Here is a 13,425-nt window from a genome sequence, read left to right as displayed (position 1 = left end):
TACCCGAATCGAGATGTGTCCTACCGTTTGAAACGCTTTCTTTTTATGTTGTTAAACGTCAGACAACCTACATTCGAACCTCTTTGAATATAACAGACCCTTTTTAAAAATGCAACGGGTCAAAACAGTCAAAATAAAAAAAGTTTGAAGTTACTTCAAACTTTTTCACCAAGCCATTTCTTCAATTTTTTCATATACGTTCGTCACGAGTTGGTCTGGCGTATCTCCCGTCACGACCTCTCCGTCGACTAGGCAAAACAAGTCGAGCGAACAGACGCCACAGTAGCCTGTACAGCCGTATTCAACGACATCTAGGTCTGGATCGGACTCTAGTTTGGCCCGGGCGATTTGTGAGCCCATCGCCAAATTGGAGGCGCAGAACTCAATGATCGGATTCATCATGTCATTCACCCTTCCCCTTTCCCTCAAAACAGGAAAATGGTTCTTCTACGGCGTATTATAACATGATACAGTTGAAGTGTAACAAAGGGGGATTTTTATGCGCAAATTAGTCGTCTTGGGAGGCGGTTACGGGGGTATGCGTGTAATCGAACGCGTCCTCGGCCATCAGCTGAAGGATGTATCGATCACACTCATCGATCGTCTACCTTACCATGGGTTAAAAACAGAGTATTATGCACTTGCGGCGGGGACTGTATCGGATCGTGATATCCGAATCGATTTTCCAGAAGAGATCGATTACATATACGGTCAAGTCACCGATATCGATACCGGCGACAAGATGGTCTTGCTCGCGAGCGGTGAAAAAGTGCCGTATGACGACCTCGTCATCGGACTTGGTTGCGAGGACAAGTATCACAACGTGCCCGGTGCCGCCGAGTTCACGTACAGCATTCAAACGTTAGAAGAATCACGCAAGACCCAACAAGCCATCAACGGCCTGTCACCCGGCTCGATCGTCTCAATCGTCGGTGCAGGGTTATCGGGCGTCGAACTCGCCAGTGAGTTACGCGAGAGCCGTCCCGATTTGACGGTCCGATTGTTCGACCGTGGCCCGTCCGTCTTATCGTTCCTCTCGAACCGTGTCTCGATGTACGTCCAGTCCTGGTTCGAAGAGCACGGCGTCGAGGTCATCAACCAGGCGAACATCGTCCGGGTCGACGCCGACGGCCTATGGAATCACGAGCAACACTTCCCGTCCGATTTGACGGTTTGGACGGCCGGGATTCAGCCGGTCGCCGTCGTCCGAAATCAAGGGTGGGAACTCGATGGCGGCGGCCGTGTCAAATTGACACCTCACCATTACGTCCCGGAACAGCCGGACATCTTCGTCGTCGGAGACAACGCCAGTCTCCCGTATGCACCGTCCGGTCAGCTCGCGGAAGCGCAGGCCGAACAGATTGTCCAAGTGCTGCTCTGTAAGTGGAAAGGTGTGAGTTATCCGGATTTGCCGGATATCAAACTCCGAGGGACGCTCGGCTCGCTCGGGAAGAAGGCCGGGTTCGGCGTCTTCATGGGCAAACAGTCGCTCACCGGCAAAGTCGCCCGACTGCTTAAGTCCGGGATTCTCTGGAAACATAAAGTCATTAAATAACATGCACGGGTCGATCATAATGGTCGCCCGTTTTTTTGTGCAACGCGCTCGTTTTGCCGTTCTGCCGCCATCGCCTTGAGTCAAAAGTCTTGTATCTGAATCCCCTGTATCCTTATCTAAATATTCAGATTTTTAATCCCATTGACATATTCTACCCGATGGGAAAACTTGTTACTCTATGGGCATGGCCGAACGACTTCGTGTCACCTCGCCTACATACCCCAAAGGAGGAAACAAGTTGAAAAAAGTTTGCAGCACCGTCCTCGCTTCACTGCTCGTCCTGTCAACCGTTCCAGGAGGCGCAGAAGCCGCCCCGAACAAAGAGAAAGAACGCGTCATCGTCGTCTTCAAAGAATCGGCGAAGAACATCCCGCTCTCGATTGAAGGCATGGAAGTTCGCCAACAGTACAAAAACCTTCCGGCCGCTGCCCTCGAAGTACCGAAGGCTGCCTTGAACGGCTTGAAGAACAACCCGAACGTCGCCCACGTGGAAGTCGACCAAACGGTACAAATTGAAAACCAGACGCAAGACTGGGGCATTCCGAAGTTGAAAGCGCCATCGGCTTGGCAGAGTGGGTACACCGGGAAAGGCGTGAAAGTATCGGTCGTCGATACGGGCATCTCGCCACACCCTGATTTGACGATTGCTGGTGGTGCATCGTTCAGTACGGTCACGAGCTCATACGCGGATGACAACGGTCACGGTACGCACGTCGCCGGGATTATCGGCGCCCGCAACAACAGCATCGGCACGGTCGGAATCGCCCACGAAGCGAGTATCTATGCCGTCAAGGCACTTGAGGCAAACGGTAGTGGGAGCCTCTCGAGCATCATCGCCGGGATTGACTGGTCGATCACGAACGATATGGATGTCATCAACTTGAGTCTCGGGACGACAAGTCCATCGACGACACTTCAACAAGTCGTCGACCGCGCCAATAACGCAGGTATCCTCGTCGTCGCGGCAGCCGGTAACAACGGACGTGCTGACGGTACAGGCGACCTCGTCAACTACCCTGCCCGTTACAGCTCGGCCATCGCCGTCGCAGCGACGGACATTAACAATAACCGCGCCTCGTTCTCGGCGACAGGTAGCACGGTCGAAGTCGCGGCACCAGGTGTCAGCATCAACTCGACACTCGCAAATGGTGGCTACGGACAAATGAGCGGAACATCGATGGCGACTCCTTACGTCGCTGGTAACCTCGCGCTTATGAAACAGGCGTTCCCGACGTTGTCGAGCTCACAACTCCGCACGAAACTGTCACAAGACTCGATTGACCTCGGCACGGCCGGCCGCGACGCCTGGTTCGGGAACGGACTCGTGCAGGCACCGACGTCTGGCGGCACGACGCAACCGGTCCAAGCGCTCTCGACGACGGTGTCGACATCAAAATCAACGTACTACGCAGGTGAAGTTGTCTCAATCTCGTCAACGGTCCGGAATGCGAACGGCCAAGCGGTCGCGAACGCCGATGTCCGTGTGACGGTCACGCAGCCGAATGGCGCGACGCTCACAGGAACAGGCAAGACGAGTTCAACGGGCGCCATCACGTTCACGCTCTCGACGAGCTCTTCGTCACAACGTGGGACGTATCAAGTAAAATCTGATGCGACGCTCACGGGCTACACGGCAGGTTCGGCGACATCGTCGTTCCGGCTTCTCTAATACAAAAAGTCGAGCGATGTGATCGCTCGACTTTTTTATGCAGATGTTTGCTCGATGGCCGAATAGACTTTTCGGAGTTGGACGACCCCTTCGTCCACGACTTCCCCGTCGATGAGCACGAGCGGGTAGAACCACTCGTCTTGCTTGATCGCTTCGGCGATCTCATCATCTGCCGTCTCAAAATCGATGTACTCGAACTCGAACGCCTGATCCGGATATTTGCGCGCTAATGCACTTTGTAGCCATTCATACGTCTCAATCGAACTCGGTGCCCCGACACAGCTCGCACATTGCACTTCTGCCCCATAAACCGTGATTTTCATGTCCATTCCCCCTTTTCTTTCCTATTATACAAAAATGAAGAAGCTGTATCGTCACAAAACGCTCAGCGTTAATGATTGAGAAACAATCTCAAACTTGCTAAAATGAAAGGGAACCAGAAAGGGGTAGATACCATGGAAATGTTTGATCAAGTCCAAGAAGTACTCGATAAATTACGCCCGTTCTTGCTTCGCGACGGCGGTGACGTCGAACTCGTTGATGTAGAAGAAGGCATCGTCAAACTTCGTTTGATGGGTGCATGCGGCAGCTGCCCATCTTCAACTATTACATTGAAAGCCGGGATTGAGCGTGCGCTCATCGAAGAAGTACCTGGCATCGTTGAAGTCGAACAAGTATTCTAAACAAAAAGGGAGACAATCATGTCATCCCTTTTTTTCATGCATGCGTCCATTCGTCCAAGCTCTCGACCATATAGGTTGGGAGCTTTTCTTGTTCCTGGATGAAAGCCGGACCGTGCACGCCGGAGTTGACGTGGAGCGTTCGAATCCCGCCGTTGATCCCGAACAAGATGTCGGTATGGTAGTTATCCCCGACCATGACGACTTCTTCCTTCGTGAGGCCGATCATCTCAAGCGCGATGTCGACCATGACCGGTTCCGGTTTTCCGATAAAGAATGGATTTTTTTCCGTCGTCACCGTCAAGACGGACGTGAGCGCCCCGTTCCCTGGTAAAAAGCCGCGCTCGGTCGGAATGGCGATGTCGCCGTTCGTTGAGATGAAGCGAGCGCCGGCCCGGATTGCGAGCGCACCTTTCGCTAACTTCTCGTACGTGATGTGGCGGTCAAGCCCAACGACGACGTAGTCTGCCTTCGCCTCTTCCGTCACACGGAAACCGCGTTCTTCGAGCGCCAGGCGGAGACCATCTTCCCCGATCATGTATATCGTCGCCCCCGGTGTCATCTTCTCGATATAGCGAGCCGTCGCCATCGCACTCGTCAGCACGTGCTCAGACGTCACGTGCACCCCCATCGACACAAGTTTATCCGCCACTTGTTCCGGCGTCATCGATGCGTTGTTCGTGACGAACAAGTACGGTAAGCCAGTCGCCTCAAGTCGATTCACGAAATCGACCGCTGCTTGAATCGGGGCCGTCCCCGCATACATCGTGCCGTCTAAGTCAAATAAGTATCCTTTAATCGGATTCATCCAATCACTCGCTTTCTGGTAAAAATGCTGATACAGGACCGAGCTCTACTTCGAGATAGCGTCGGACCTGCTCTGGGAACGCCTCGAACGTCGGTCGATTCTGCTCGACCCAGGCGTCGAACTGGGCCGAATCGGCCGTGACGAACTCCCTGACGTAATGAGCCCGTAATCCGACGAGTGCTTTCGTGGCTTCTGCCGTCTCGGCGTCGAGCACACGCTCGTCGAGCAAGATGTCGACAATGTCCTCATAGCTGCCCGGGTCACGCATGATGAACCCATCTATCATCGAGTTGCCGACGTCAATCACGCCCTCCATCAAATGAACGGCCAACCGTTGTTTCGCCAGTTCGATTGTGAACGCGTCCCCCTCTAATTGATCGAGTCGACTGAGCATCGTCTCCATATGGGTCAATGTCTCGTTAATCTTTTCTCTGTTCACAAAATACATCGCAATCCCCCCTGCCTCCTATAGTAATCCTTTTTCTCGCTCGAGAAAAGAATCTCTCCTATTTACATCATTTACGTGATTGTGATACACTAATTCACGGATTAACCTAATGATTAGTATGTCACATTAAATAGATATCACGTGGAGGGTACAACACTATGGAACGAGAATTAGCATTAGAGATCGTACGAGCAACCGAGGCGGCAGCACTGGCTTCATCGAAATGGATCGGTCGTGGCCAGAAGAATGAAGCGGATGATGCAGCGACATCGGCCATGCGTGAAGTGCTCGGCACAATCAATATGGATGCAACCGTCGTGATTGGTGAAGGTGAACTCGATGAGGCACCGATGCTTTATATTGGCGAACGTCTCGGAACGACATTCGGACCAGAAGTCGATATCGCCGTCGACCCGCTCGAAGGGACGTCCATCGTCGCCAAAGGACTCGGGGACGCGATGGTCGTCATCGCAGTCGCGGATAAAGGCGCCCTCCTCCACGCACCAGATATGTATATGGATAAGCTCGTCGTCGGTCCGAACCTGAAAGGGAAAGTCTCACTCGATGAACCGCTCGAGTCGATTATCGAGAAGGCCGCTCTCTATAACGGCAAACGCATCGAGGAAGTGACGGTCATCATGCAAGACCGTGACCGTCACGAACATTTCCGTCAAGCGGCGATGAACATGGGCGCACGCGTCAAATTGTTCGAAGATGGTGACGTCTCGGCCGGAATCGCGGCGGCCGTCAAGTCGAACCCGATCGATATCTTCATCAGTACAGGCGGCGCACCAGAAGGCGTCATCACGGCAGCGGCCGTCAAGGCGCTCGGTGGTGACATGCAGGCACGCCTCCATCCGATGAACGAGGAAGAAACGGCTCGTGTCATCTCGATGGGAATCGAGGACCCGCTCCAATTGCTCACGCTTGACGACCTCGTCAAGAGCGACGACTGCATCTTCGCAGCGACAGGCGTCACATCAGGTGAATTGCTCGATGGCGTCAAATTCTTGACGGACGATATCGTCGAGACGACGTCACTCGTCATGCGCTCTAAGACAAAGACGATTCGTAAAGTCGTCGCCGAGCACACGTTATCGCTCAAGCCATACCTACAAAAACAAGAAGTCAACGCATAAGAAAACGCCGCTCTCATGAGCGGCGTTTGTCGTTTAAAATCCTTGTTCAAAGTCAGTGCCGACATGATTCGTCTGCGGTTGTTCCGCTTTGCGGAGTGAATCGTAGAACGTCGCGTACGTCGTCGTGAAGTACGGATAGACGTACAAGAAACCGATTCCGAGCGTAATGATCCCAAGAAGGAACCAACCGATGAACGAGAGGACGAGTTTGAACGCATCCATCTTATGCCCGTCCATCATCCGGCGTGATTCGGTGATCGCCTCGAGGGCAGATAGTTCCGGCTGGTCACGCAAGATGTAATACGTGAGCGAGTACGAGAAACTTTTGATGATTCCCGGAATCACGAGGAGCAACGACCAAAGGAAGATAAACAATCCCATGAAGAACGGGGCGAGCACGTGCTTGACGTATCCCGTTTTGAACGGCTCGAACAATGTCGAGACAACCGGCTTGTCACCGCGCGATACAGACAGGACGAGCCAAGACCAACCGATGGCGAGCGGTGCAATCAATAGTGTGAGGAGGAGCGACAAGAACGTGAGTCCCGTGTCCGCTGCTGTTGGGACCGCTTCTGGATCTACAGGAGGCGCGAACGATTGTGGAATCCCGTTCAAGACGACGACCAAAATTAATAGCCCGGCGAGTAGCCAACGCTTACCAGTTAACATTTGTTGTGCATGTTGCTTGAGTTGTGCAGTCATTTTCATCATCCTTTTTTAAGTTCTCTCCTAAGTGTACGTCATCCCTTCATGAAAAGTTTCAAAAAACACGAAAAAAAGGAAAAGGTTTTTCCCTTCCCTTCAATACATGATATTGCCCATGAAAAACTGGGACATCGATACGATAAATAAGAGCACTCCTGTGGCCACTGCCGTCAACGAAATAATTTTAAAGAGACGGCTTCTCAAAAACGCCTGACGATATTCAAAGCGGCGGATCAGCAAGACGTGGACAACCTCATAGATCAGGACTGCGGCGGTGAAGTAAAACGTCATGATACTCCCGAACCCGAAGAACAACATCGCGAGTAGCCCCAAGCCGAAATTGTGAATTCGATTATGGACGTCATCGCGGTCACCGACAGTCGCCGTTTGTACGTGTTGCATACTTCCACCTCACTTCCAAAACCCACAAAAACCCAAACAAAATTAATAACCTTAAATATAAGTTATCACAATTTTTCTATTCCTAAACCCGTCACACCGTCTTTTCACCTAAAAGAAACATTTGGAAAATAAATGTAATAAAAAAAGCGCTGATGTCATCAGCGCGTCATGTTCCGGTCGAAGGCTCGGCCTCTTCCGATTTATTGAATTTGCGTTTCAGTTTGAGCGGTTGTTTCGTGCCGCCGAAGACTGGACCGTCTTCTGCTTCATCAATTTCTGTCTCTTTTTTGAGTACAAAGAACGGGCATCCAAAGTTACAGTATTCATACACGTAATCCATCACGTGATCGATTCGATTGTCATACGTCGCGAACTTGGACTTCGTCTCATAGAACCCTTTCAACCGAAGTTGCCCGTGGCCCCAATCGCCGACGATATAATCGTATTTATCGAGCACGTCGCTATAGCGTGCGATGAACGCTTCCTCGTCAAAACCGTCACGCTTCTCTTCGATGACGGTATAGCCGTGGCGATTCACTCTAATCATGTTTCACACCTCCACACTTCTATCATAGCATGCCGAGCGGTCCCGTCCCTATCCTTTTCGGATGGCGTTATGGCGGCTCACGATTGTCTCGCGTAACACGTCACGCAACAGTTCCGGCATAAAGTAACGTTTCGGCTGATCGGCCAAATACGGAAGGAGCGGTCCGAACGTGAACATGTCGACCGTGGCGACACGATACGTCCTGTCTAGTATGATTTCCTTACCATTGATCAAATAGCGACCTTGTCGGCTATCGATGCCATGGAGAATCGGACTACCGAGCACCGTCCCGCGAAAACCGAGGCCACGGACATGCATCGTCGTGAACGCATCTTCTTGGACGTCGTTCAAAAATCGCACGAGGGTCGCCCCGTCAAGCGTCAAGACACACGGATTGATCGGATGCGGACAAATCCGGTGCAACATATTGAGCGTGACGTGTCCGGGGCGCAAACCTTCTAATAAGACGCCGGACGGGATGATACTCATCTCGGCGTCACACCAGTCCGCGAGCCCGCTCGCCAACAAGTCTCCGATGGCCGACGGTCCGAACCAGTCACTCGCATAACCTGGTGTCTCGGCAATGGTCACCTCAAGCAGACGCTCGGCCTGACCATACTCTTCCGCTAAGACCGCGACCGTCGCCGTGTCCGGTTCACGCTCCGACAAATCGTGGAGGCAAGCCCGCTTATCGACGAGCTGTTCCCCTTCGAACGTCAGCTCGACTTGACCGACATACTGGCCGTACTTGCCGGCCTGTGCAATCAGGACGCCGTTCGTGACGACACCGTCATCGAGTACGTGATGGGTATGGGCCCCGAGGATGACATCGATTTCAGGGAACGCCTCGGCAAGCCGTTCGTCAGCATAAAAACCGAGATGGCTGAGCGCGATGATGACGTCGCAGTCTCGAAGCGTCTCGAGGGCACGTGTCGTTGTCGTATGCGGCGCTTCAATCGCCCAACCAAGTTCAGGGTAAAGTTCCTCATACGGTGCGGTCACCCCGAACAGTCCGATTCGGATGCCGTCTCGTTCGACGATGAGCGTCTCCGACGCCCAGTCCGGTCGTTCGCCATCGGCATGATAGACGTTTCCGAGCAGGACCGGGAACGCGGCGTCATCATATAAACGGGCGAGCCAATCGTGCGGGAAGGTGATGCCTTCGTTATTGCCGATGGTGACCGCGGTCGGTTGAATCCGATTGAGCAGGCGCACGTTCACTCGTCCGCGCGTCACCTCCGTCGCCGGATGGGTCCGGTCGGCGTGGTCGCCGAGATCGAAAACGAGCGTATCGTCCGTGCGATGCTCATTCAAAAACGAGACGAGCCGCGGCCAGTTATGAAATTTAGAATGTAAGTCATTATAATGGAACATCGTAATCATTCTCAAGACGATTCCCCTTCCTAGAACAGGCTGATTTGGCTCGGGGCGAGTTCATATTCGGCACCGAGAATCTCAATCAGCCGTTTGGCGTTCGGTACCGCGTCTCTGGCCGAGTTGTTGTTGAAGTAGACGTACACCGACTTCGCCTTCTCGTCGACTTGTCTGAGCGCCGCGGCGAGCTCCTGCAGCTCCTCTTCACTATAGCGGTACAGGCAGCGGACGTGACGCCACTCTTGACTCGTCATGCCCGGCTTTCGGAGCCAGCCGGCGGTATTACGGCCGTGCAGACGCACGACCGCCACGTCCGGGTTGGTCACGACCGGGACGAACGGGATGCTGCTCTCTTTCGTCTGCGGTTCATCACAAATCGTATTGATGAAGCGTTGCTCCGCCAAGAATGCGAGCGTCCGCTCCCGGAACGCCTCGGAGAACCACGTCGGGTTCCGAAACTCGATGGCGATGTCATAGTCGCGCAACTCGTCACGGATTGTCCGTAAATAATCGAGATGCGGCTTCGAGACATCGAACCAAGGCGGGAGCTGGACGAGCACGGCCCGTAGCTTCCCGGCCTGCTTCAGCGGTTCGACGGACGTGCGATAACGTTTGAACAGCTCGGCGAGGGGGAGCTTCGGTTCCCGGTCATGCCCGCTCATTTCCCTGGAAACTTTGACGATGAATTGGAACGTTTCCGGTGTTTCCTGGTTCCATTTCTCGTAATTTTTCACCGGTTGAATCGCATAAAACGAGGAATCGATTTCAACGGTCGGAAAATGTCCCGCGTAGGTCGACAGTTTATGTTTTCGTTCTTCTGGGGTCGTATACAGTAAATCATGGTCTCCCCACCCCGTCACACCGACATAAATCATCACATTCCCTCCTCAACTTATTGTTCGAACGTGGCCGCCGTGTTCCGTTTCGACCAATTCAAAGTCCCCGCGAACGTCACGAGCAACAGGATGAGCCCCATCACAAACGGATAGCGCATATCGATATCGAAGGCGATGCCGGCAAGCGTCGGTCCGACGATATTCCCGATGCTCATGTAGGCATTGTTCATCCCCATCGCAAACCCTTGCTCTTTATCTGCCATTTTCGAGACGAGCGTATTCAATACCGGTCGTAAAATCGACGTCGACAAGAAGATAATCAACGTGACCGCGAAGAAGATCGCGTAAGACCCGGCAAACAGCGAGAACAAGAAGCCGAGTGCGGCCAGCATGATAAAGATGAGCACGACTTTAATCTCACCGAACAGCGAGACGAGACGGTCGACCGCGAACAGTTGCACGATGACACTGACGATTCCCGTCCCGGTGATCATGACCGCGATCTGTTGCGGCGTCGCGCTGAACGTCTCACTGACGAACAGACCGAGGACCGACTCATACGCCATCAAACCGAACGCCATGACCAAGTTGATGACGAGGACGAAGAAATACGGCTTCCGGGTCGACGAGACGAGTTGGCGCGGTAACGATTCACTCTCATTCGTTTGGACGTACGGTTCACGATCTGGTTCTTTCAATAGAATGATTGACGAGATGACGGCGACAAATGACACGATCGCCGACAATAGGAGTGGTGCCTTCAATCCAAATTCGGCGAAGAAACCACCGATTCCTGGCCCGATGACAATCCCGAGCGACATTGCCGCGGAAATATAGCTGTTCCCTTTGGCCCGTTGCTTGAGCGTCGTGATATCCGCGACGTAGGCAAAGATGGCCGGGATGAGCAGAGCGGCCCCGACGCCGCCGATAGCTCGTGATATGAGCAAGACCGTCAAGTTATCGGATAAGTAAAAGACGCCCATCGATACGGTGAAACCGATCAGCCCGAGAATAATCATGAGCCTGCGGCCGTAAACGTCCGCCCATTTCCCGGCAATCGGTGACATGAGCAACTGGGCCCCGGCGAAGACCGAGATCATGAGACCAGCGGCAGTCCCGCCCTCCCCGATCATCTTTAAATAGTCTGGAATAATCGGAATGATAATCCCAAATCCTGCTACAGCGATGAACATGTTCAACATGAGAATCGCCAATTGTTTCTTTTGTTTAGTCGTCAATTGTGGTCACTTCCTTTTCATCCTTTCATTTTACTTGTTGATGATTAGAATGAGCAAACGATAAGACAGCAAAACACCCATCCTTGACCAGAGGACGGGTGTTCGTTCACTTTGCTTATGAGATGCGTGATTGGGCGAGTGATTGATTGGCACGATGTTTCGGTAACAACAGTGCGATCACATACACAATCAAGGTTGGAACTGCCCAGGCGAGTCCGATCTCGGCCATCGGCAAGTTCGTGATCCATGATGTAGCCGCTGATGGCGCCAATCCGTGTGTCGTCTCGAAGAGCGAGAGCACGAGCGCCGTATACACAGTCGCCTTCATGGCGACGTGCGGGTTCCGTTGAATCCGCTCTGTGATGGATACGAGCACGAGCGCGATCATGACCGGATACAAGAGCGTGAGAAGCGGTACCGCGATTTCAATCAACATGCCAAGACCCACGAGTGAAATCATGAAGCCGAACAATGTCGTCGCGATGACGACTTGGTGATACTTGAATGACTCAAACGTATCACTGATAAAGCGTGAGAACTCAGTAATGAGTCCGACCGCTGTCGTCAAACAAGCGAGGAAGACCGCAGCCCCGAGCGCGAGCATTCCGACTTGCCCGAAAGATGAACCTGCAAACGCTTGAAGCAAGCTAGCACCGTCAGTCGTTCCCGTTTGACCAGTCATATTCGCCCCGATTGAACCGAGCGAGATATAGACGAGCATCAAACACGTAACTGCGATCATCCCAGCTGAGCGAAGAAGAGATGATGCTTGTTTCTTATCTGTCATGCCGTTCGCCTTGAGCGTGACGAGCACGATGGCACCGAAGACGAGAGCTCCGAAGACGTCCATCGTCAAGTAGCCTTGCTTGAAGCCCTCCCCGAGAGCACCGATCCACGTTTCATATCCTTCTGCTGGTGCAATCGGCTTTCCTTGAGGAGCCACGAGGTTCGTGATTCCGATTGCCGCAAGCAAGAGCAAGAGGACTGGCGTGATGATGCGTCCGATGACTTCAATCAATTTTTGTGCGCGTAACGTCAAGAAGAACGTCAAACCGAAGAAGACAGTTGAACTGATTGCGAGAGTGAGCGTAGATGGCGCACCGAGAAACGGTACGACTCCCATCTCATACGTGACGGCTGCCGTCCGAGGAATCCCGAAGAACGGTCCAATCGCCACGTACATTAATCCCGTCAAGACGAGCGCAAGTCGCTTCGGAATGTACCGAGCGATTTGATCAGACCCACCGCCGACCCGCGCGACTGCGAAGAGCGCGAGTAATGGCAGCCCTACACCGGTAATGACGAAACCGATCAAGGCTGGGACGAGGTTCTGTCCTGCCATCGCACCTAACATCGGAGGGAACAGCAAGTTCCCGGCCCCGAAGAATAATGCGAAAATCGTAAATGCTAACGGGAATAATGTCGATTTTTTCATACAACTACCTCCACATACGTGTAATACCTTCCGTTTTACCAATGAATCAAATGACTAAATTTTCTGACAATAAACCGCTTGGTCTATTTCATTATACACACTTTCATTTTTTTGACCACCCTATCGTCAAAAATGATGTTTATTTTTTTGGAATGTGTATTTATTGTATGGAACCGTTCCCTCAATTTACAAATTATCGGGGATTTCCACTGCGTGACTTGCTTTTTATGAGAAAACTGGTCAATAACGAATATCGAACTTCCGGAACGATTCCACCGTCGTCTCTTCCGCTTCAATCCGTTCGACCCCGACAAAACGATTGCCGTCATAGAGCGCGCGTTTATAAGATTCTACTCTTTCTTCGTCCCCTTCCGCGTGAAGTTCGACCGTTCCATCATTCAAGTTTCGGACCCAGCCCGTGATGCCGTACTCAATGGCTGTCGCTTGCGCGAAATATCGGAAACCGACTCCTTGGACCCGGCCCGTTACGATAAGATGTTGTGCTCGTTTCATACATGTCTCCTCCTCTGATTTTCAAAGAATGGGTTTAGCCGCTGTCTTGTTAGGCAAAAGTATATAAGTAAAATAC

General features: G+C 52.5%; 16 protein-coding genes. 4 read left to right on the top strand and 12 right to left on the bottom strand.

Features of this window, described 5'->3' with window-relative positions; genetic code table 11:
• Positions 1–165: 165 nt before the first annotated feature.
• A complete protein-coding gene (locus tag KNP83_RS03830; protein ID WP_214760681.1) occupies positions 166–402 on the bottom strand; it encodes a YuzB family protein in 237 nt (78 codons plus the stop codon).
• 97 nt (positions 403–499) lie between these two features.
• On the opposite strand from KNP83_RS03830, the gene KNP83_RS03825 reads away from it, so the two are divergent.
• Positions 500–1,555 (top strand): NAD(P)/FAD-dependent oxidoreductase, encoded by a 1,056-nt coding sequence (locus KNP83_RS03825; RefSeq protein WP_214760679.1) that lies wholly within the window; start codon positions 500–502, stop codon positions 1,553–1,555.
• 238 nt (positions 1,556–1,793) lie between these two features.
• Complete coding sequence (locus KNP83_RS03820; RefSeq protein ID WP_214760677.1) at positions 1,794–3,224, top strand: S8 family peptidase; 1,431 nt, start codon at positions 1,794–1,796, stop codon at positions 3,222–3,224.
• Between the two features lie 35 nt (positions 3,225–3,259).
• Here KNP83_RS03820 and KNP83_RS03815 read toward each other — a convergent pair whose 3' ends face one another.
• A complete protein-coding gene (locus tag KNP83_RS03815; RefSeq protein WP_214760675.1) occupies positions 3,260–3,553 on the bottom strand; it encodes a DUF1462 family protein in 294 nt (97 codons plus the stop codon).
• Between the two features lie 96 nt (positions 3,554–3,649).
• Here KNP83_RS03815 and KNP83_RS03810 point away from each other — a divergent pair, with 96 nt between their 5' ends.
• Positions 3,650–3,907, top strand: coding sequence for a NifU family protein (locus KNP83_RS03810; RefSeq protein WP_232819607.1), 258 nt, complete (start codon positions 3,650–3,652; stop codon positions 3,905–3,907).
• A 34-nt stretch (positions 3,908–3,941) separates the two neighbouring features.
• Here the strand turns inward: KNP83_RS03810 and KNP83_RS03805 are convergent, their stop codons facing one another.
• Together KNP83_RS03805 and KNP83_RS03800 are read right to left on the bottom strand one after the other, a co-directional pair.
• Entirely contained in the window at positions 3,942–4,712 is a 771-nt protein-coding gene (locus KNP83_RS03805) for a TIGR01457 family HAD-type hydrolase (protein WP_214760673.1), read from the bottom strand.
• Between the two features lie 4 nt (positions 4,713–4,716).
• On the bottom strand, positions 4,717–5,160 hold the full coding sequence (locus tag KNP83_RS03800) for a DUF86 domain-containing protein (RefSeq protein ID WP_214760670.1): 444 nt from the start codon (positions 5,158–5,160) through the stop codon (positions 4,717–4,719).
• Between the two features lie 158 nt (positions 5,161–5,318).
• Here KNP83_RS03800 and glpX point away from each other — a divergent pair, with 158 nt between their 5' ends.
• Positions 5,319–6,299, top strand: a complete 981-nt coding sequence (gene glpX / locus KNP83_RS03795) for a class II fructose-bisphosphatase (RefSeq protein ID WP_021065511.1) — start codon at positions 5,319–5,321, stop codon at positions 6,297–6,299.
• Positions 6,300–6,332: 33 nt separating this feature from the next.
• Here the strand turns inward: glpX and KNP83_RS03790 are convergent, their stop codons facing one another.
• From KNP83_RS03790 to KNP83_RS03755, 8 genes are all read right to left on the bottom strand, one after another.
• Complete coding sequence (locus KNP83_RS03790; protein WP_214760667.1) at positions 6,333–7,001, bottom strand: DUF975 family protein; 669 nt, start codon at positions 6,999–7,001, stop codon at positions 6,333–6,335.
• Between the two features lie 99 nt (positions 7,002–7,100).
• Positions 7,101–7,406: a hypothetical protein gene (locus KNP83_RS03785; RefSeq protein ID WP_214760665.1), complete on the bottom strand. Its 306-nt coding sequence runs from the start codon at positions 7,404–7,406 to the stop codon at positions 7,101–7,103.
• 166 nt (positions 7,407–7,572) lie between these two features.
• A complete protein-coding gene (locus KNP83_RS03780) occupies positions 7,573–7,953 on the bottom strand; it encodes a YutD family protein (RefSeq protein WP_021065508.1) in 381 nt (126 codons plus the stop codon).
• Between the two features lie 48 nt (positions 7,954–8,001).
• The gene (locus KNP83_RS03775) at positions 8,002–9,336 is read right to left on the bottom strand and encodes a bifunctional metallophosphatase/5'-nucleotidase (protein WP_214761648.1); all 1,335 of its coding nucleotides are present in this window, start codon (positions 9,334–9,336) and stop codon (positions 8,002–8,004) included.
• A 20-nt stretch (positions 9,337–9,356) separates the two neighbouring features.
• Positions 9,357–10,202 carry a DUF72 domain-containing protein gene (locus tag KNP83_RS03770; protein ID WP_214760663.1) on the bottom strand — a complete coding sequence of 282 codons (846 nt, stop codon included), beginning with the start codon at positions 10,200–10,202 and terminating at the stop codon, positions 9,357–9,359.
• Positions 10,203–10,219: 17 nt separating this feature from the next.
• Positions 10,220–11,401: an MFS transporter gene (locus KNP83_RS03765; RefSeq protein WP_214760661.1), complete on the bottom strand. Its 1,182-nt coding sequence runs from the start codon at positions 11,399–11,401 to the stop codon at positions 10,220–10,222.
• A 115-nt stretch (positions 11,402–11,516) separates the two neighbouring features.
• The gene (brnQ, locus tag KNP83_RS03760) at positions 11,517–12,836 is read right to left on the bottom strand and encodes a branched-chain amino acid transport system II carrier protein (protein WP_214760659.1); all 1,320 of its coding nucleotides are present in this window, start codon (positions 12,834–12,836) and stop codon (positions 11,517–11,519) included.
• A gap of 240 nt (positions 12,837–13,076) precedes the next feature.
• Positions 13,077–13,349 (bottom strand): acylphosphatase, encoded by a 273-nt coding sequence (locus tag KNP83_RS03755; RefSeq protein ID WP_214760657.1) that lies wholly within the window; start codon positions 13,347–13,349, stop codon positions 13,077–13,079.
• Positions 13,350–13,425: the final 76 nt, after the last annotated feature.

It is taken from the genome of Exiguobacterium sp. s146 (assembly GCF_018618415.1).
Taxonomy (GTDB): Bacteria; Bacillota; Bacilli; order Exiguobacteriales; family Exiguobacteriaceae; genus Exiguobacterium.
Note: the sequence above shows the minus strand (reverse complement) of the source record. Positions and strands in the feature narration are given on the sequence as shown.